We start from the raw sequence: 21,251 nt of genomic DNA on the forward strand, positions 1-21,251 counted from the left end.
ATGGGCTAGGTAGCTGCCCTCCACTGCCTTTTGAAAGTAGTAACAGGGGAATTACCAGAATTAAGACAGTTTTTTATACATTTAGGTACACCTTAAACCATTTAATGTTTATGAACATCCCTGTTGCCATTATCTCCATAGCTATGGTAGCTATGACTATGACTGCCTGTCAACCAAAACAATCGCCTTCCATACCGGAAGATGATCACAAAGACACGCCTACGGTAGTATTGCTTGACAAAGACACTATCAGTATAGAGTTTGCAAAAATCTATGTGAACAATTATGCAAAACGTGCCGGTAAAATCCCGGTGGATTCAGATTTCTGGGATGGCTCCACTGCTATGATCGATGGCAAACCTCACAAGATGGGCTCCAATACACGCACCGTATGGTTCAGCGTTTCAAAACTGAAAGCACTCGTTGACCAGCTGGAAACAGAGGGCGGCGATGGTATCCGTTTTTATCTGGCATCGTATGACAGTACGTACAATAAGTACGACAGCGCACATACACACATTCCGGAGAAACCATATTGGAACCGTAACACGCTTGTCATGGTGACGACCCGGGATTCCACCAGAAATGACAGCATCTTCCATTGGGATTACTATAATAACGATCCTCATGGTACTTTAGGCAAAGGCCGAATCATACTTGCTGCACCTGAAAACCGTGGAGAACTGTGTCCTCCGCCCGCTAACTGTAAGTCTGCCGGCGCATTGTTAATTACTCAATGATTTGATTATACAGCATGAAATTATATTTTACAGTAAATACCGTCGCAGAAATGATCTGCCTTTTAATAGGGGTGTTTTGTCTTGCAAAAGACAAAACGCCCATATGGCGGTATTTTATCATCTTTTTGTTGCTAACCTGTGTGACTGAACTAACAGGTATATATATCAGGGAAATGACAAACATGTCCAATGCGCCCTTATATAATGTATACCTATTGGTAGAATGTGGTTTTATTAGTTATTTCTTCTATTATCTGTACCTGCAATACACCAATAAACGCAGTACGCTCATCCTCTGGCTATGTATATTTCTGGCCATGTATGTACGGGAAAGTCAACTCCTTCATTTTGCAAAGTTCGTAAACGTTACTGCCTCTACAGAATCTGTAGTATTTGTACTGGCAAGTCTGTATTTTTATTATCTTATCTTAAGGGACGAACAGTATGTAGTCCTGAATACCTACGCGCCATTTTGGTGGGTGAATGGAACCCTTATATTTTACTTTGGTAGTACAGCGACCAATATTTTCAATGATTATCTGGTGCATGACAAAATCTCGCTTATCTCTTCTTCGATCAGGTATGTCACCTTTTCAATCCTGAATGTGTTGTTGTATGCCTGTTGGTCATACGCTTTTATATGCAGATTTCTTCAAAGGAAGTATTATTCCTCATCGGTCTCACAACCATAATTTTTCTGATTGCCCCTTTGTTCCTGATCGTATACGTGAACCTTTATAACCGACGGAAAAAGAAGCATGCGGAAGAAAAGGAAAGCCTGAGACAGGCATTTGACACCGAATTGTTGAAAACCCAAATGGAGGTCCAGGAGCAAACCCTGAAGACCATTGGCTACGACTTACATGACAATATCGGACAGTTGCTGGGCCTTACGGTAATGACCCTGGGCTCTATCAACGTACAAGATACTGAAAAGGCCGGCGAAAAGGTGGCCGCGGCGGAAGCACTTGCCAAAAGGGCGGTGAAAGAGCTGCGGGCACTGTCCCGGTTATTGCATGGCGAAGAACTCCTGAGCAGGGGCCTGGTAGATGCTATTGCCTTTGAACTCGAGTACCTGGAACGATCGGACCTGTTTCGTATTTCCTATACACACCCCGATACCCCCCTCCCTCCCGTTGCAGATAAAGCGACGATCACCTTCCGTCTATTCCAGGAGATCCTGAATAATATCGTGCGGCATGCACAGGCCAAAGAAATTGTTATTAACTTAGCGTTTGCTGGTAATGTATTAACCTTATCTATACAGGATAATGGTAATGGATTTGATGTGGCTGAAATCATGAAGCAGCACAAAGGCATGGGATTACAGAATATCCAGAAGCGGGCAGGCATGATTGGCGGGCATACACAGATCCAATCAGCACCCGGTGCCGGCACTACGATTAAGATAACGATTCCTTACTAAATAAAATTATGGCTGAAAAGCAAACCACGATTGCCATTATTGACGATCATACCCTGTTCCGTCAGGGAATGATAAGCCTGCTGTCCGAGTTTCCGGAAATCTCTATTGTATTTGATGCCTCTAATGGAGAGGATATGAAGACCAAGCTGACTAAATTTCCTTTGCCGGAGGTTATTTTGATGGATATAAGTATGCCCGTGATGGATGGGTTTGAGAGTACCCGATGGTTGCGGGAGAATTATCCGGATGTACATGTGCTGGCACTGAGCATGTTTGAAGAAGAGAAGCCGATCATTAAAATGCTGAAGAATGGTGCGGGTGGATATTTGCTGAAGGAGTCGAAGATGACAGATGTGGTGCATGCGATCAGGACGATCAGTGAACAGGGATTCTTTATTAATGAGTTGGTATCGTTTAAATTACTGCGAAATATTCAGGGACATCTGGCGGGAAATAACGCACCGGAGAAGCTGAGTAGTAATGAGATTAAGTTTTTAGAGTTGTGTTGTACGGAGTATACATATAAGGAAATTGCGGATCAGATGAATTTGAGTCCGCATACGATAGATAATTACAGACAGGATTTATTTCAACGATTTGGAATCAAATCCAGAACTGGTTTAGTGTTGTTTGCGATAAAGAATGAGTTGATTACATTGAAGTAAAGAGGTATTTTATTTCTTATGAAAAAGTATCTAGCAGCCATCTGGGCGGCGGGTTTAAACGGATGTCAGGCAGAAAAGGTAATAGATTGTATCTTAGCAGCCACATTATAATTGATACAATGAAATTTGCGATAGTAGGAACCGGTGCCATCGGAGGATTTTATGGCGCCATGTTAGCCAATGCCGGCGAGGAAGTACACTTTTTATTAAATAGTGACTATGCCGCAGTAAAGGAAGAAGGACTCCACCTCATATCTGAAGTATTCAGCGATATTCATTTAGACAAGGTAAACGCATTTCAACAGTCGGCAGACATGCCCGTTTGCGATGTGATATTGGTGTGTTTAAAGACCACCAGTAATGAAAGCTTACTGCCTTCCTTAGTCAAACCTTTATTGCACGACAAGTCCGTCATTATCCTGATACAAAATGGCCTCGGTGTGGAAGCAGATGTAGCAGCCATGTTCCCGGGTGTAGGCGTAGCAGGTGCTACAGCGTTGATTTCAGTGAATAAGGTCGGCCCCGGACAAATGCATCACCTCGACTATGGAGATATCGAAATTGGCAATCATAATATACAGGATACAGGTATTATCGACCAGGTGGTAGCCGCATTTGATAAAACAGGATTGATCGCTAAAAAAGCACCAGACCTGAATACGCTACGCTGGAAGAAGCTGGTATGGAACATCACATTCAATGGAATGTCAGTAGTACTGAATACTACAGCCAACAAGCTGCTGGCTGATAAAGCTACTTATGAATTGTCTAAAGCGATCATGCATGAAGTGATTAATGGGGCAAATGCCTGCGGTGCACAGTTGCCGGAAACAATGGTATATGATATGCTGCAATTTACGATAGCAATGCGCCCTTATGCGCCGAGTATGAAATTGGATTTTGACAACAAGCGCCCGCTTGAGTTGAAATACATTTATGAAAATCCCGTAGAGATGGCGAAAGCAGCAGGGTATTATATGTCTAAAGTAGATATGTTGCTGCGGCAGTTATTGTTTCTGAGTAAATATTAATTATTTTCACGCTATTACAATGGGGGCGTAAATTGAATGGAAAACTGCTTACCCCAAGTTTGCAGATGCAAGTTCGAGTCTTGCCGCCTCCATTATGTACGGGGGATGGTTTAGTTGGAAAAACGCTGATTTGCCAAATCAGAGACGTAGGTTCGAACCCTTGCTCCTCCACAAGCAATAGTGTTGTAGTATAATTGGAAATATATTTGCCTACCAAGCAAAGGTTGCTGGTTCGAACCCTACCTTCACTATTGCCTTTTAAAAAATAATTTATCTATACACACTTTTTATAGCCCTGCTATCCGGTTGCACATACCCCACTCCCTTCGCAGGTATCCCATCTACCACCACATGTGGTATTAATCTGTTGCTGTATAGCCTGGGTTGTTACTTCACGTTGATCCTTCTTGGCGCGGTTATATAATTTTGTGACGAGACCTTTGAGCGTCAGGGTATCCAGCGATTTATCGGGATCTCTGGACAACACCTGCAGTACTTTGATACAGGCATCCCACTCAGCCTGCGAAAATTCATTTGACATAGCTACATTAAAATACTTTGGGACATGAGATACCCAATTTACGCAAATTTACGTGGTCCTTGTTTGTAGGAATTGTAAATCCAATGGATATTTCATGAGATCCGTTGCTATAGCTCTGTAATGGGCCAATAGAAAAGTCATAGGCATAACCGATACGGAGGGTAGGCATCGGGAATATTTCAATCGCAGCAACCGCAGCGTCTCTTGTGGTCAGCGTCTTTTGCAGATAGGCTTTATCGTATAGGGAGACACTGGTTCTGTAAGAGCCTCCCAGCCAGAGTTTATCTGTAATCAGCAAGAAAGCATTGACATCTAAACTAGTGGGTCCTCCCCTGTCGTCTTTCAATAAAAAAGAAGGTTTGAGGGAAAGCTGGTCATTCAGTTTGAACAAAGCACCAGCGGTTACATAATAATGTGGACGAGGTGTAGCGATATACACATATTTAGACTTGTTGATATGCGGTGCTACGAGGTTGTCTACAGAAACGCCGGCATAGAAGTTATCATCTGCATAAAATACACCAGCCCTGGCATCGGGTACAGTGGTCGTCAACGTACCGACAGGCATATCGTCTTCAGGATCGGTGGTGGTGAGCAAAGACGTGTTCACCGCGAGGTTAACCAGGCCACCGCTGATACCGAAAGACAAACGGGAAGTGCCGTCTTCATTCATGCGTATGCGATAGGCATAACTGGCATAGAGGGTTTGGTTGGTCTGGGCACCGAGTTTGTCGGCGACCGCCTGAATGCCCCAACCCACATTTCCGTCGTTTGCAATATTATCGGCAGAAACAGAGAAGCTCCGGGGAGCTCCTTCTATTCCAGTCCACTGCGCCCGATAGAACGCATGCAGGTATAATTCCTCTTTATAGCCTGCATACGCCGGGTTGATGTAGATGCCGTTAAACATATATTGGCTGAACTGCGCTTCTTGTTGGGCAAATGTCGATTTGCCCAACGCCATACATAGCAACAATATAAAACCTCTTTTCATCATTTCTTGAATTTGCGGAGGATGGTCGTGAATCCTTTGAAGACTTCCCAATCTGCGCTGCCTTGTTTCTTAACGCGTAATAAATAATAGTAGGTGCCTTCACTTAATCCGTCTCCGGTCCAGGTATTGGAATAGTTATGCTGGCGGTATACTTCGTTACCCCAACGGTTTACAATGATCAATTCATTTTCAGTGTATTTCTCCAGGCCGACAATTTCGAATACGTCGTTCTTACCATCGCCATTTGGCGTGAATAAGGTTGGCACGGCGATATAGACAGCACCTATATGAATGGTTACAGTAGCGACGTTGGATATATAGCCGTCGGCATCTGTGATGGTATAGGTGAAGGTGTCATCGCCAACATAGCCCTGGTCTGGAGTGTATTCGGTATAACCATTTACATCTCTGGATATAGTACCATGTTGTACTTCACTGATGATGGTGTAGGTACCCAGTGTTGAAGTACCCAAGTCATCGTTATCTATGAAATTGAAACTGATCTTCGTATTCATCCGGGTATCGTACTCGTCGTCTTTGGCTTTAGGTGCTCCCGGAACGGTGATCGTTGTTGGCGTATCATTGCCGGCGGTAGTACCAGAGATGTCGGACACGGTGGCATGATCTGTGGTTGCACCACTTACGGTAGCAGTGTTGGTCACTGATTCGTTTTCTCTGTCCGTCTGTGTGAGGGTGTAAGTAGCGGTTTGCGTAACCACAGCACCTGGTTGCAGGGTGGCAGAGATAGTAGTGTTCAGGTTGACCATTGGATCGGCGAGGATGACATTGATTAATGGAACATCGCCGGTGTTTGTGGTCGTGAAGGTGTAGGTGATGACATTACCATTGAGTACGGCGGTTTTCACCAGTGTGATGCCCGGGTGAGTAATTACCTGGGTGACGGTGATGTAGACGGTTATAGTAATGCTGTACTGGCCATCAGAGATGGTGACAGTAAAGCTGTCATTGCCTACATAGCCGGTGGTTGGTGTGTAGGTGAATGAACCGTTCGTATTTACGACTACAGTACCGAATGATGGGTCGGTGGCTTTAGTATATGTGAGCACATCGCCATCTACGTCAGCGCCAGTAACATTACCGGTGTAAGCGGTATTTTTTGGAGTGGTAATGCTCAGGTCAGTGCCGGTAGGTGCATCGTTGACAGGTGTCACGGTCACATTAACGGTAATGGTAGTTGTGCCGCTGTGGCCATCACTGATTACGATAGTAAAAGCGTCCGTGCCATTATAGTTTGCATTTGACGTATAAGTATAGGTGCCGTCTGCATTGACGGTGACAATACCATTCGTTGGGTTCGAGCCCATGCTGTAAGTGAGTGCGTCGCCGTCTACGTCGGTGGCAGTTACACTACCATTATATGGAGTGTCTTCTGGTGTTGTGATGCTCTGATTGCCGGCGGCTGGAGCATCATTTACAGGTACGACGGTGATATTTACGGTTACGGTTACAGAAAGCTGGCCATCGCTGATTTCGATGGTGAAGCTGTCGGGACCGAAGTAGTTGGCAGCAGGCGTGTAAGTGTATGTACCGTCTGCGTTGACCGTGGCTGTACCATGAGATGGGGTTGAGCCCATGCTGTAGGTCAGCGCATCGCCGTCTACGTCTGATCCGGTAACAGCTCCGCTGACAGGGGTGTCTTCGGAGGTAGTTTTGGAATCGCCGTTACCTGTTGGTGCGTCGTTCACAGGAGTGACGGTGATGGTGATAGTCACGGTGGTGGTACCACCATGGTTATCATCTAATGTAATAGTAAACGCATCCGGGCCATTGTAGTTGGCGTTCGGAGTATAAGTAAATGTACCATCTGCGTTAACAGTGGCTGTACCGTTCGTTGGGTTTGAGCCTTTGCTGTATGTGAGTGCGTCGCCATCTGCGTCGGTACCGATGACACTGCCATTGTATGGGGTGTCTTCAGGAGTGGTAACGATCTGGTTGAAGGCGGTTGGTGCATCATTTACAGGCGTAACGGTGATGTTGATAGTTATTATTGCGGTACCACCATTGCCATCATTGATTTCGATAGTGAAGCTATCAGGACCGAAGTAGTTTGCAGCTGGCGTGTAATTATATGTTCCATCAGCATTGACGGCTGCGGTGCCGTGGGCTGGGTCGGTGACCTTAGTATAAGTCAGCACATCACCATCCACATCATTTCCTACTACACTACCATTATAAGCTACATCTTCAGGAGTGGTAATATTCTGGTCCGCACCTGTCGGATCATCATTTACCGCTGTTACGGTGATATTGATGGTTACCGTTGCAGTACCGCCATTACCATCATTGATCTCGATAGTGAAACTATCTGGTCCATTATAATTGGTTGCAGGAATATAAGTATAAGTGCCATCTGCGTTTACTGTAGCGGTTCCGTGAGCTGGATCAGTTGCCTTGATGTATGTCAGCACATCACCATCCACATCATTTCCTACGATACTTCCATTGTATTGAGTATCCTCTGGCGTTGTGATCGTCTGATCTGAACCGGTTGGATCATCATTCACTGCTGTTACAGTGATATTGATGGTTACTGTTGCTATTCCTCCATTACCATCATTGATCTCGATAGTGAAGCTATCAGGACCATTGTAGTTAGCAGCTGGAGTATAAGTATAAGTTCCATCTGCGTTTACGATAGCGGTACCGTGTGCTGGATCAGTAGACTTGTTGTAAGTCAGCACATCACCATCCACATCATTTCCTACTACACTACCATTATATGCTACATCTTCAGGGGTGGTAATATTCTGATCAGCTCCGGTTGGATCATCATTTACCAGTGTTACAGTGATATTGATGGTTACTGTTGTCGTTCCGCCATTACCATCACTGATCTCGATAGTAAAGCTATCAGGTCCATTATAGTCTGCAGCCGGGCTATAAGTATAAGTCCCATCAGCATTGACGATAGCTGTACCATGTGCTGGGTCAGTGGCTTTGTTGTAAGTCAGTGCATCACCATCCACATCATTTCCTACTATACTTCCATTGTATTGAGTATCCTCTGGCGTTGTGATCGTCTGATCTGAACCGGTTGGATCATCATTCACTGCTGTTACAGTGATATTGATGGTTACTGTTGCTATTCCTCCATTACCATCATTGATCTCGATAGTAAAGCTATCAGGATCATTATAGTCTGCAGCTGGTGTGTAAGTATATGTTCCATCTGCGTTTACGGTAGCGGTTCCGTGTGCTGGATCAGTAGACTTGTTGTAAGTCAGCACATCACCATCCACATCATTTCCTACGATACTACCATTATAAGCTACATCTTCAGGTGTAGTGATATTCTGATCTACGCCTGTTGGAGCATCATTTACCGCTGTTACTGTGATATTAATTGTTACTGTAGCTGTCCCCCCATTGCCATCATTGATCTCGATGGTGAAACTATCAGGACCATTATAGTTGGTTGCTGGGGTGTAAGTATATGTTCCATCAGCATTGACAGTAGCTGTACCATGCCCTGGATCGGTGGCTTTGTTGTAGGTCAGTACATCGCCATCCACATCATTACCTACGATACTTCCATTATAAGCTACATCTTCAGGTGTAGTAATATTCTGGTCTACGCCTGTTGGATCATCATTTACTGCTGTTACTGTGATATTGATGGTTACTGTTGCAATACCGCCATTACCATCACTGATTTCGATAGTAAAGCTATCAGGTCCATTATAGTCTGTAGCCGGGCTGTAAGTATAAGTCCCATCAGCATTGACGATAGCTGTACCATGTGCTGGGTCAGTGGCTTTGTTGTAAGTCAGTGCATCACCATCCACATCATTTCCTACGATACTTCCATTATATTGAGTATCCTCTGGTGTTGTGATCGTCTGGTCCGCACCTGTCGGATCATCATTTACCGCTGTTACGATGATATTGATTGTTACTGTTGCAGTGCCGCCATTGCCGTCATTGATCTCGATAGTGAAACTATCAGGACCATTGTAGTTAGCAGCTGGGGTGTAAGTATATGTTCCATCAGCATTGACAGTAGCTGTACCATGCCCTGGATCGGTGGCTTTGTTGTAGGTCAGTACATCGCCATCCACATCATTACCTACGATACTTCCATTATAAGCTACATCTTCAGGTGTAGTAATATTCTGGTCTACGCCTGTTGGATCATCATTTACTGCTGTTACTGTGATATTGATGGTTACTGTTGCAATACCTCCATTACCATCACTGATTTCGATAGTAAAGCTATCAGGTCCATTATAGTCTGCAGCCGGGCTGTAAGTATAAGTCCCATCAGCATTGACGATAGCTGTACCATGTGCTGGGTCAGTGGCTTTGTTGTAAGTCAGTGCATCACCATCCACATCATTTCCTACGATACTTCCATTATATTGAGTATCCTCTGGTGTTGTGATCGTCTGGTCCGCACCTGTCGGATCATCATTTACCGCTGTTACGATGATATTGATTGTTACTGTAGCTGTCCCCCCATTGCCATCATTGATCTCGATAGTAAAGCTATCAGGACCATTGTAGTTCGCAGCTGGCGTGTAAGTATATGTTCCATCTGCATTGACGGTAGCGGTTCCATGTGTTGGATCAGTAGCCTTGCTGTATGTCAGTGCGTCACCATCCAGATCATTACCTACTACGGTTCCATTATAAGCTACATCTTCAGGGGTAGTAATATTCTGGTCTGTGCCTGTCGGATCATCATTCACCGCTGTTACAGTGATATTGATTGTTATTGTAGTAGTACCACCATTGCCGTCATAGATTTCGATAGTGAAACTATCTGGTCCATTATAATTGCTTGCAGGAGTATAAGTATAAGTTCCATCTGCATTAACGGTAGCTGTACCGTGAGCAGGATCAGTAGCCTTACTGTATGTCAGTGCATCTCCATCCACATCTGAGCCAACCACACTACCATTGTAAGCTACATCTTCAGGTGTAGTAATATTCTGGTCAGCTCCAATCGGATCATCATTTACCGCTGTTACAGTGATATTAATCGTTACTGTTGCTGTGCCCCCATTACCATCATTGATCTCGATAGTGAAACTATCTGATCCATTATAATTGGTTGCAGGAATATAAGTATAAGTACCATCTGTATTAACGGTAACTGTACCATGTGCTGGATCGGTGGCTTTGCTATAAGTCAGCGCATCTCCATCCACGTCTGAACCAACCACACTGCCATTATAGGCTACATCTTCAGGAGTAGTAATATTCTGATCTGCCCCGGTTGGATCATCATTTACTGCTGTTACAGTGATATTGATGGTTACTGTTGCTATTCCGCCATTACCATCATTGATCTCGATAGTGAAACTATCTGGTCCATTATAATTGCTTGCAGGAGTATAAGTGTATGTTCCATCTGTATTAACGGTAACTGTACCATGTGCTGGATCGGTGGCTTTGCTATAAGTCAGTGCATCTCCATCCACGTCTGAACCAACCACACTGCCATTATAAACTACATCTTCAGGTGTAGTAATATTCTGATCTGCGCCTGTTGGATCATCATTCACCGCTGTAACAGTGATATTGATCGTTACTATTGCCGTACCACCATTACCATCATTGATCTCAATAGTGAAGCTATCAGGTCCATTATAGTTCGCAGCTGGCGTATAAGTGTATGTTCCATCTGTATTGACTGTAGCCGTACCATGTGCAGGATCAGTGGATTTGCTGTATGTCAGTGCATCTCCATCCACATCATTACCTACCACACTTCCATTGTATTGAGTATCCTCTGGTGTAGTGATCGCCTGGTCTGAGCCAGTTGGATCATCATTTACTGCTGTTACAGTGATATTAATTGTTACTGTTGCTGTGCCGCCATTACCATCATTGATCTCGATAGTGAAACTATCTGGACCATTGTAGTTCGCAGCTGGCGTGTAAGTATATGTTCCATCTGCATTGACTGTAGCGGTTCCATGTGTTGGATCAGTGGCTTTGCTGTAAGTCAGTGCATCGCCATCCACGTCATTACCCACCACACTACCATTATAAACTACATCTTCAGGTGTGGTAATATTCTGGTCTACGCCTGTTGGATCATCATTTACCGCTGTTACGATGATATTGATCGTTACTATTGCCGTACCACCATTACCATCATTGATCTCAATAGTGAAGCTATCAGGGCCATTATAGTTGGTTGCTGGCGTGTAAGTATATGTTCCATCTACATTGACGGTAGCGGTTCCATGTGTTGGATCAGTAGCCTTGCTGTATGTCAGCGCGTCACCATCCAGATCATTACCTACTACGGTTCCATTATAAGCTACATCTTCAGGGGTAGTAATATTTTGGTCTGTGCCTGTCGGATCATCATTTACTGCTGTTACAGTGATATTGATTGTTACTGTTGCTGTGCCGCCATTACCATCATTGATCTCGATAGTGAAACTATCTGATCCATTATAATTGGTTGCAGGAATATAAGTATAAGTACCATCTGCGTTTACTGTAGCGGTTCCGTGTGCTGGATCGGTGGCTTTGCTATAAGTCAGCGCATCTCCATCCACGTCTGAACCCACCACACTTCCATTATAAACTACATCTTCAGGTGTAGTAATATTCTGGTCTGCGCCTGTCGGATCATCATTCACCGCTGTTACAGTGATATTGATTGTTACTGTTGCAGTACCGCCATTGCCGTCATTAATTTCGATAGTAAAGCTATCAGGACCATTGTAATTGGTTGCAGGCGTATAAGTGTATGTTCCATCAGCATTGACTGTAGCCGTTCCATGTGCAGGATCAGTGGCTTTGCTGTAAGTCAGTGCATCTCCATCCACGTCTGAGCCAACCACACTTCCATTATAGGCTATATCTTCAGCTGTGGTGATATTCTGATCTGCCCCGGTTGGATCATCATTCACTGCTGTTACAGTGATATTGATTGTTACTGTTGCAGTACCGCCATTGCCGTCATTAATTTCGATAGTAAAGCTATCAGGACCATTGTAATTGCTTGCAGGCGTATAAGTGTATGTTCCATCAGCATTGACTGTAGCCGTACCATGTGCAGGATCAGTGGCTTTGCTGTAAGTCAGTGCATCGCCATCCACGTCTGAACCAACCACACTACCATTATAAACTACATCTTCAGCTGTGGTGATATTCTGGTCTGCACCTGTCGGATCATCATTTACTGCTGTTACTGTGATATTAATTGTTACTGTTGCAGTACCGCCATTGCCGTCATTAATTTCGATAGTGAAACTATCAGGTCCATTGTAATTGCTTGCAGGCGTATAAGTGTATGTTCCATCAGCATTGACGGTAGCTGTACCATGTGCAGGATCAGTGGCTTTGCTGTAAGTCAGTGCATCGCCATCCACGTCATTACCAACCACACTACCATTATAAACTACATCTTCAGCTGTGGTGATATTCTGGTCTGCACCTGTCGGATCATCATTTACTGCTGTTACTGTGATATTAATTGTTACTGTTGCAGTACCGCCATTGCCGTCATTAATTTCGATAGTGAAACTATCAGGTCCATTGTAATTGCTTGCAGGCGTATAAGTGTATGTTCCATCAGCATTGACGGTAGCTGTACCATGTGCAGGATCAGTGGCTTTGCTGTAAGTCAGTGCATCGCCATCCACGTCATTACCCATCACACTACCATTATAAACTACATCTTCAGGAGTGGTAATATTCTGGTCCGCACCTGTCGGATCATCATTTACCGCTGTTACGATGATATTAATTGTTACCGTTGCAGTACCGCCATTACCATCATTGATCTCGATAGTGAAACTATCAGGTCCGTTATAGTTGGTTGCTGGCGTGTAAGTATATGTTCCATATGTATTGACGGTAGCGGTTCCGTGTGCTGGATCAGTAGCCTTGCTGTATGTCAGTGCATCTCCATCCACATCATTACCTACCACACTTCCATTGTATTGAGTATCCTCTGGTGTAGTGATCGCCTGGTCTGAGCCAGTTGGATCATCATTTACTGCTGTTACAGTGATATTGATGGTTACTGTTGCTGTGCCGCCATTACCATCATTGATCTCGATAGTGAAACTATCAGGTCCATTGTAATTGCTTGCAGGCGTATAAGTGTATGTTCCATCTGCATTGACGGTAGCTGTACCATGTGCAGGATCAGTGGCTTTGCTGTAAGTCAGTGCATCGCCATCCACGTCATTACCCATCACACTACCATTATAAACTACATCTTCAGGTGTGGTGATATTCTGGTCAGCGCCAGTTGGATCATCATTTACTGCTGTTACTGTGATATTGATTGTTACTGTTGCTGTGCCGCCATTACCATCATTGATCTCGATAGTGAAACTATCCGGGCCATTGTAATTGCTTGCTGGCGTATAAGTATAAGTGCCGTCTGTATTAACGGTAACAGTACCATGTGCAGGATCAGTGGCTTTGCTATAAGTCAGCGCATCTCCATCCACGTCTGAGCCAACCACACTTCCATTATAAACTACATCTTCAGCTGTAGTGATATTCTGATCTACGCCTGTTGGAGCATCATTTACCACTGTTACGGTGATATTGATTGTTACCGTTGCAATACCGCCATTACCATCATTGATCTCGATAGTGAAACTATCCGGGCCATTATAGTTGGTTGCTGGCGTGTAAGTATATGTTCCATCTGCATTGACGGTAGCGGTTCCATGTGTTGGATCAGTAGCCTTGCTGTATGTCAGCGCGTCACCATCCAGATCATTACCAACCACACTTCCATTATAAGCTACATCTTCAGGGGTGGTAATATTCTGGTCTGCGCCTGTCGGATCATCATTTACTGCTGTTACTGTGATATTGATTGTTACTGTTGCTGTGCCGCCATTACCATCATTGATCTCGATAGTGAAACTATCAGGTCCATTATAGTTCGCAGCTGGCGTATAAGTATAAGTTCCATCTGCATTGACGGTAGCTGCACCATGTGCAGGATCAGTTGCCTTGCTGTATGTCAGCGCATCTCCATCCACGTCTGAGCCAACCACACTTCCATTATAAACTACACCTTCAGGTGTGGTAATATTCTGGTCCGCACCTGTCGGATCATCATTTACCGCTGTTACGGTGATATTGATTGTTACTGTTGCTGTACCGCCATTACCATCATTGATCTCGATAGTGAAACTATCAGGTCCGTTATAGTTGGTTGCTGGCGTGTAAGTATATGTTCCATCTGTATTGACGGTAGCGGTTCCGTGTGCAGGATCAGTAGCCTTGCTGTATGTCAGTGCATCTCCATCCACATCATTACCTACCACACTTCCATTGTATTGAGTATCCTCTGGTGTAGTGATCGCCTGGTCTGAGCCAGTTGGATCATCATTTACTGCTGTTACAGTGATATTGATGGTTACTGTTGCTGTGCCGCCATTACCATCATTGATCTCGATAGTAAAACTATCTGGTCCATTATAGTTCGCAGCTGGCGTATAAGTATAAGTGCCGTCTGTATTAACGGTAACAGTACCATGTGCAGGATCAGTTGCCTTGATGTATGTCAGCGCATCTCCATCCACGTCTGAGCCAACCACACTTCCATTATAAACTACATCTTCAGCTGTAGTAATATTCTGGTCTGCACCAGTCGGATCATCATTTACCGCTGTTACGGTGGTATTGATTGTTACTGTTGCTGTGCCGCCATTACCATCATTGATCTCGATAGTAAAGCTATCAGGACCATTGTAGTTCGCAGCTGGCGTGTAAGTATATGTTCCATCTGCATTGACGGTAGCGGTTCCATGTGTTGGATCAGTGGCCTTGCTGTATGTCAGCGCGTCACCATCCAGATCATTACCTACTACGGTTCCATTATAAGCTACATCTTCAGGAGTAGTAATATTCTGGTCTGCGCCTGTCGGATCATCATTCACCGCTGTTACGGTGATATTGATTGTTATTGTAGTAGTACCACCATTGCCGTCATTAATTTCGATAGTGAAACTATCTGTTCCATTGTAATTGCTTGCAGGAGTATAAGTATAAGTTCCATCTGCATTAACGGTAACTGTACCATGTGCTGGATCGGTGGCTTTGCTGTAAGTCAGTGCATCTCCATCCACGTCTGAACCAACCACACTTCCATTGTAAGCTACATCTTCAGGGGTGGTAATGTTCTGGTCTGCTCCGGTTGGATCATCATTTACCGCTGTAACAGTGATATTGATTGTTACCGTTGCAATACCGCCATTACCATCATTGATCTCAATAGTGAAACTATCAGGTCCATTATAGTTCGCAGCTGGCGTATAAGTATAAGTTCCATCTGCATTGACGGTAGCTGCACCATGTGCAGGATCAGTTGCCTTGCTGTATGTCAGCGCATCTCCATCCACGTCTGAGCCAACCACACTTCCATTATAAGCTACATCTTCAGGAGTAGTAATATTCTGGTCTGCACCAGTCGGATCATCATTTACTGCTGTTACTGTGATATTGATTGTTACTGTTGCAGTGCCGCCATTGCCGTCATTGATCTCGATAGTAAAGCTATCTGGACCATTATAGTTGATTGCAGGAGTATAAGTGTATGTTCCATCTGCATTGACTGTAGCGGTTCCATGTGTAGGATCAGTGGCTTTGCTATAAGTCAGTGCATCTCCATCCAAGTCTGAACCCACCACACTTCCATTATAAACTACATCTTCAGGTGTAGTAATATTCTGGTCTGCTCCGGTTGGATCATCATTCACTGCTGTTACAGTGATATTGATGGTTACTGTTGCTATGCCGCCATTGCCGTCATTGATCTCGATTGTGAAGCTATCAGGTCCATTGTAATTGGTTGCTGGGGTATAAGTGTATGTTCCATCTGCATTGACTGTAGCGGTTCCATGTGCAGGATCAGTGGATTTGCTGTAAGTCAGTGCATCTCCATCCACGTCTGAGCCAACCACACTTCCATTATAAACTACATCTTCAGGTGTGGTAATATTCTGGTCAGCGCCTGTCGGATCATCATTTACTGCTGTTACTGTGATATTGATTGTTACTGTTGCTATGCCGCCATTACCATCATTGATCTCGATAGTAAAGCTATCTGGACCATTATAGTTGCTAGCAGGAGTATAAGTGTATGTTCCATCAGCATTGACTGTAGCGGTTCCATGTGCAGGATCAGTGGCTTTGCTATAAGTCAGTGCATCGCCATCCACGTCTGAGCCAACCACACTTCCATTATAGGCTATATCTTCAGGTGTGGTGATATTCTGATCTGCCCCGGTTGGATCATCATTTACTGCTGTTACAGTGATATTGATTGTTACTGTTGCAGTACCGCCATTGCCGTCATTAATTTCGATAGTAAAGCTATCAGGACCATTGTAATTGCTTGCAGGCGTATAAGTGTATGTTCCATCAGCATTGACTGTAGCCGTACCATGTGCAGGATCAGTGGATTTGCTGTAAGTCAGTGAATCGCCATCCACATCTGAGCCAACCACACTACCATTATAAGCTACATCTTCAGGTGTAGTAATATTCTGGTCAGCTCCAATCGGATCATCATTTACCGCTGTTACAGTGATATTAATCGTTACTGTTGCAGTACCGCCATTACCATCATTGATCTCGATAGTGAAACTATCTGATCCATTATAATTGGTTGCAGGAATATAAGTATAAGTACCATCTGCGTTTACTGTAGCGGTTCCGTGTGCTGGATCGGTGGCTTTGCTATAAGTCAGCGCATCTCCATCCACGTCTGAACCCACCACACTTCCATTGTAAGCTACATCTTCAGGGGTGGTAATGTTCTGGTCTGCTCCGGTTGGATCATCATTCACCGCTGTTACAGTGATATTGATTGTTACCGTTGCAATACCACCATTACCATCATTGATCTCGATAGTGAAACTATCTGGTCCATTATAGTTCGCAGCTGGCGTATAAGTATAAGTTCCATCTGCATTGACGGTAGCTGCACCATGCCCTGGATCAGTTGCTTTGCTATAAGTCAGTGCATCTCCATCCACGTCTGAACCAACCACACTTCCATTGTAAGCTACATCTTCAGCTGTAGTAATATTCTGATCAACCCCAGCAGGCGCATCATTCACAGGAGTCACCGTTATACGAAGCGTACCAACACTACACATACCCGGCGTTCCATTATCACACACACTATACTTCACACTATCCACCCCATTATAATTCGCCACCGGAGTATAAGTATAACTACCATTCGTATTCAACACAATCGTTCCATGCACAGGACCTGTCTGCACACTAGCCGTCAACGTATTTCCCTCTACATCCGTATCATTTGTCAATACATTCCCCGTACCCACATTATCTTCCAATATAGTCAGCACATCATCCACCGCCACCGGCGCATCATTTACCGCTGTAATTCCCAATGTTACTGTCTTCGTATCCTGCATTGCACCCCCTGAACCAGTATTCCCATTATCATTGATATTTACTGTCAATGTAACCGTTGCAGGTGGATTCTGTGATGAAGAATAAGTAACTTTATTCGCAGTCAAAAATGCATTAATATCCGTAATCGTACCCGTCAATACCAATGCACTACCCGTACCACTCACCACTACCCCAGATCCCGACACCGCACTCACATATCCATCCGGCACAGAAAAAGTAACCGTCACACTACCCGTACCCGCATCCACATCCGAAAATGATATATCCTTCAATGAAGCCGGAATATCCTCAGTTACCGCAATACTCGTCGGCACTGTAATTACCGGCGCATCATTCACCGCTGTAATCACAATAGTCATCTTCGCCGCCGCTGTTGAATAAGAAGTTCCATCTGACGCCCTCCAGTCAAAACTGGTCGTTCCATTCCAATTGGCCGTCGGAATAAACGTGATATTCCCCAACTGTGAAGCCAGAATCTCCTGTCCTGCTGTAATCACCACCCCATTCAACCGGAAACTACCATTCAATGGCAAAGTGACAATTCGGATCTTATTCAACGCTGTACCATCCGCATCTGAATATTGTGATGTAAAATTAGTCGCCGTAAATGCCAGGGTATTATCTTCCACCCCTGTCACCGTACTATTCGTCACTACCGGTAAGTTATTGACTGTCGCCATGACAGTATAGGAATAATCTGCCCGGCCCGTATCCGCATCATTATTCAATATGCGCACTACTGCCACATAAGTACCTACTGTATGAGAAGCAGCATTGAAAGTAACCGTAAAGCTCGTACTGCCACCCGCTGTTATTGAGGAAACTGATGGCTGCGCACTCACGGTAAAGCCTGCATCACCACTGATCGCCACATTCGGTGTACCTGTCAGGTTAATCACCCCGGTACCCACGTTGTTGATGACAAATGTATTTGTCATCGTACCCGTCGTCAGTGTGCCAAAGTCAGTTCCATCTACCGTCGTCACCGTACCACTATTGTCATTGATCAATGTACCATTACCTGTTACATTAATACGCGGATCTGTTGTGATGACGATCGTTGTAGTAGAAGCCGGCCCTGTTTCTGTACCATCATTCAATGTTGTGGTGATGATACGGTTCGTTGTATTCGGCGCACTATTGCTGTTTCTATATTCAATCAGTTTCAGCGCAGCAATATAACTCGCCTGTGAAGCAGATCCCGTCAGCGTGATTGTACTTGTACCACTGCCGGTTGCAGTAATACCTGCTGGCAATGTACCATTGATGTACAATCCTTCACTCCCCGCATCCAGCACATTCGTGAGCGTAATCACCGCCTTCACCATATTATCTCCATCATAATCTACGATACTCAGATCTGTATCTGTGATATTCGCACCTGAACCACCCGCATTGAAATAATTCAGGTAATTATATTTGCCCGTAGCACCTGAACTGTTATCCGCATCCAGGTTCGCCTTCGGACAATTATTGACATCCATGGCCTTTGTGATCAGGTTATTTTCGAAGTAACACTCTTTAAACCCCGAATTCTGATTAGCCAGCGATGATAATGTAAAAGGCGTACCCACTGCAGTTCCTACCCCACCACTTACAAAGCTACCATTGTCATTGATGATCAGGGTGACGTCGAAATCCAGGTTGTCAAATGCACTCAGATCCATGTCATAGGTAAATGTTTTACATTCTCCCTGCAGGATCGTCTGGTTGAAAGTACCGGTATACAATAAAATAGCAGCGGGATCCGTGGTAGGATCCCCATGATAGATTGAAATTGGCATTCCTGCACTGGCATTGCCCGCGCCCGGGTTGCACACTTCCACACTCGCCCTCACGATATTACAGGAGCTACCTTTTGCAAATGAAATATCGGCGGCGTTAAATGCAATATCCGGTCGGGCCCCATAATAATCCATGGATTCCAGGATCTGGTAATCCGGATTGGCCAGACCAGTTTTATTGGTAACCGTTAGCGTGGTTTTATCGGCTGAGAGGGAAAATGAAATATCATACCCATAATTACCCTTATAACCTACTGTATTCGCATGGTTCCGCGCACTGGTTCCATCCAGTGGTACACTTTTAAAAGCAAAGTTGTCATCTCTCCTGGTAGTACCATCCAAACCCACCTGCTGATAAAAATAGCCCGTAGCTGTACTTGTTGACAGATCAATGTATGCATATCCTGCCAGTGAGTTTTCATTACTTTCACGATCGGTATTCACCGCGTTACCCGTTTCATTCAGGTACATGGAGGTTGTACCCAGCGGAATAGTAAATGTTTTGGCAACTCCTGCTGAAGAACTGGTCCCCTTGGCTATAAATGCAAAATCAGTATTGAAGAATTCCGCACTCATCCCCTGTCCTACTCTTTTGTAAAATTCTACGACAAATGCATCGTCAAAGTCACGGGCATAATTCGCATCCCGCTTAATGACCAGGTTCGTTCCTGAGATGTACATCTGCGGGTTGCATACCCCTACCGCACCGGCGGTGCTCAGTTTGGTGGAATAATCACCCGTAATCGCTGCTGATGAAAGGAAGCTCATGGTGGATGCACTGGACAGGTCATTGATCACATAAGTCGATCTTCTGTCAATAGAACCACCATTCGCCAAAGTAATTACGCCATCCGTCAAACCCGCATCCAGGTCGATGGTAAAGCTCATATTGGAATAGCCTTCCTCTGTTCCGGAACTTGAATTCAGGTCAGTATAACTTGTATTGGTGCCCTTACCCTGGATACTGATAATATTGGTACCAGTTGGAATGGCAATAACCAGGTCTGTATTAGCAGTACCTGTACCATGCAATAACGCTTTTACCTGGGGATCGAGTGGAGTCAGTGAATTATTATAAGGGGAACAATATTCTACATAATAAGAAGAATGCGTTGTCGTAACGGTCTCTGTGATGGTAAGCGTGCTGCCGGAAATTGTAAACTTCACATTGTTCAGGTCTGCTGGTGTGGCATCCCCTACCTTGCTTCCGGCAGGGATAAAACTGCCCAGGGCAACTTTCTGCCACCCATACACATTCGTTCCCGAACCATCAGTATTCGTATTCTTTGCCACATTCACGTAACCGGATGACGTCCCTCCTGAGATGTCAATCACAGCACTGATATTGATGAAGTCCTCGTCTCCTTGAGGGTTATCACTACTTGTAGTGATACCGGTCTCGGAAGAAACATACACATTGATGGAAGAAGTCCCTGCTGGAATAGTAAAAACAGGGGCAGCACCTCCGGGGGCTCTGTATTTAGCTTCTACGCTCAAAATGTCTGCCTTTTTTCCACCGCTGGGGCTGCATGGACTGGTCGGCATTTGACCAAATGTCATCAACGAACAAAGCAATAAGCCGAAGCTTAACAATAATGTATTCTTCATAAAGATAGAGATAGGCGTCCCTTACAGATAGCCGTTAAAATAGTTAGGTACAGGCTA

Annotated in this window: 8 protein-coding genes and 3 tRNA genes; 8 read left to right on the forward strand and 3 right to left on the reverse strand. The window is 44.6% G+C overall.

What is annotated here, in order from left to right:
• The first annotated feature begins 110 nt into the window (after positions 1 to 110).
• The 8 genes from QQL36_RS26305 to QQL36_RS26340 all read left to right on the forward strand — a co-directional run bounded on the left by QQL36_RS26305 (position 111) and on the right by QQL36_RS26340 (position 4,113).
• Positions 111 to 740 carry a hypothetical protein gene (locus QQL36_RS26305; RefSeq protein ID WP_143708906.1) on the forward strand — a complete coding sequence of 210 codons (630 nt, stop codon included), beginning with the start codon at positions 111 to 113 and terminating at the stop codon, positions 738 to 740.
• 14 nt (positions 741 to 754) lie between these two features.
• Positions 755 to 1,432, forward strand: coding sequence for a hypothetical protein (locus QQL36_RS26310; RefSeq protein WP_321567302.1), 678 nt, complete (start codon positions 755 to 757; stop codon positions 1,430 to 1,432).
• Positions 1,381 to 2,166, forward strand: a complete 786-nt coding sequence (locus QQL36_RS26315; RefSeq protein ID WP_083724880.1) for a sensor histidine kinase — start codon at positions 1,381 to 1,383, stop codon at positions 2,164 to 2,166. The genes QQL36_RS26310 and QQL36_RS26315 overlap by 52 nt, the downstream gene beginning before the upstream one ends.
• 8 nt (positions 2,167 to 2,174) lie before the next feature.
• Positions 2,175 to 2,831 carry a response regulator transcription factor gene (locus tag QQL36_RS26320; protein WP_083724878.1) on the forward strand — a complete coding sequence of 219 codons (657 nt, stop codon included), beginning with the start codon at positions 2,175 to 2,177 and terminating at the stop codon, positions 2,829 to 2,831.
• 119 nt (positions 2,832 to 2,950) lie between these two features.
• Positions 2,951 to 3,862 (forward strand): putative 2-dehydropantoate 2-reductase, encoded by a 912-nt coding sequence (locus tag QQL36_RS26325; protein WP_321567303.1) that lies wholly within the window; start codon positions 2,951 to 2,953, stop codon positions 3,860 to 3,862.
• 21 nt (positions 3,863 to 3,883) lie between these two features.
• Positions 3,884 to 3,954, forward strand: a tRNA-OTHER gene (locus tag QQL36_RS26330).
• 7 nt (positions 3,955 to 3,961) lie between these two features.
• Positions 3,962 to 4,034, forward strand: a tRNA-Gly gene (locus tag QQL36_RS26335).
• A gap of 7 nt (positions 4,035 to 4,041) precedes the next feature.
• A tRNA-Gly gene (locus tag QQL36_RS26340) sits at positions 4,042 to 4,113 on the forward strand.
• A gap of 47 nt (positions 4,114 to 4,160) precedes the next feature.
• Here QQL36_RS26340 and QQL36_RS26345 read toward each other — a convergent pair.
• Genes QQL36_RS26345 through QQL36_RS26355 form a run of 3 tightly spaced genes read right to left on the reverse strand, consistent with a single transcriptional unit; the run spans position 4,161 to position 21,194 of the window.
• On the reverse strand, positions 4,161 to 4,403 hold the full coding sequence (locus QQL36_RS26345; protein ID WP_321567304.1) for a hypothetical protein: 243 nt from the start codon (positions 4,401 to 4,403) through the stop codon (positions 4,161 to 4,163).
• Positions 4,404 to 4,410: 7 nt separating this feature from the next.
• Positions 4,411 to 5,400: a type IX secretion system membrane protein PorP/SprF gene (locus QQL36_RS26350; protein ID WP_235643876.1), complete on the reverse strand. Its 990-nt coding sequence runs from the start codon at positions 5,398 to 5,400 to the stop codon at positions 4,411 to 4,413.
• Complete coding sequence (locus tag QQL36_RS26355; RefSeq protein WP_321567305.1) at positions 5,397 to 21,194, reverse strand: Ig-like domain-containing protein; 15,798 nt, start codon at positions 21,192 to 21,194, stop codon at positions 5,397 to 5,399. The genes QQL36_RS26350 and QQL36_RS26355 overlap by 4 nt, the downstream gene beginning before the upstream one ends.
• Positions 21,195 to 21,251 lie beyond the last annotated feature (57 nt).

Origin of the sequence: Chitinophaga sp. LS1 (assembly GCF_034274695.1) — a bacterium.
GTDB lineage: Bacteria > Bacteroidota > Bacteroidia > Chitinophagales > Chitinophagaceae > Chitinophaga.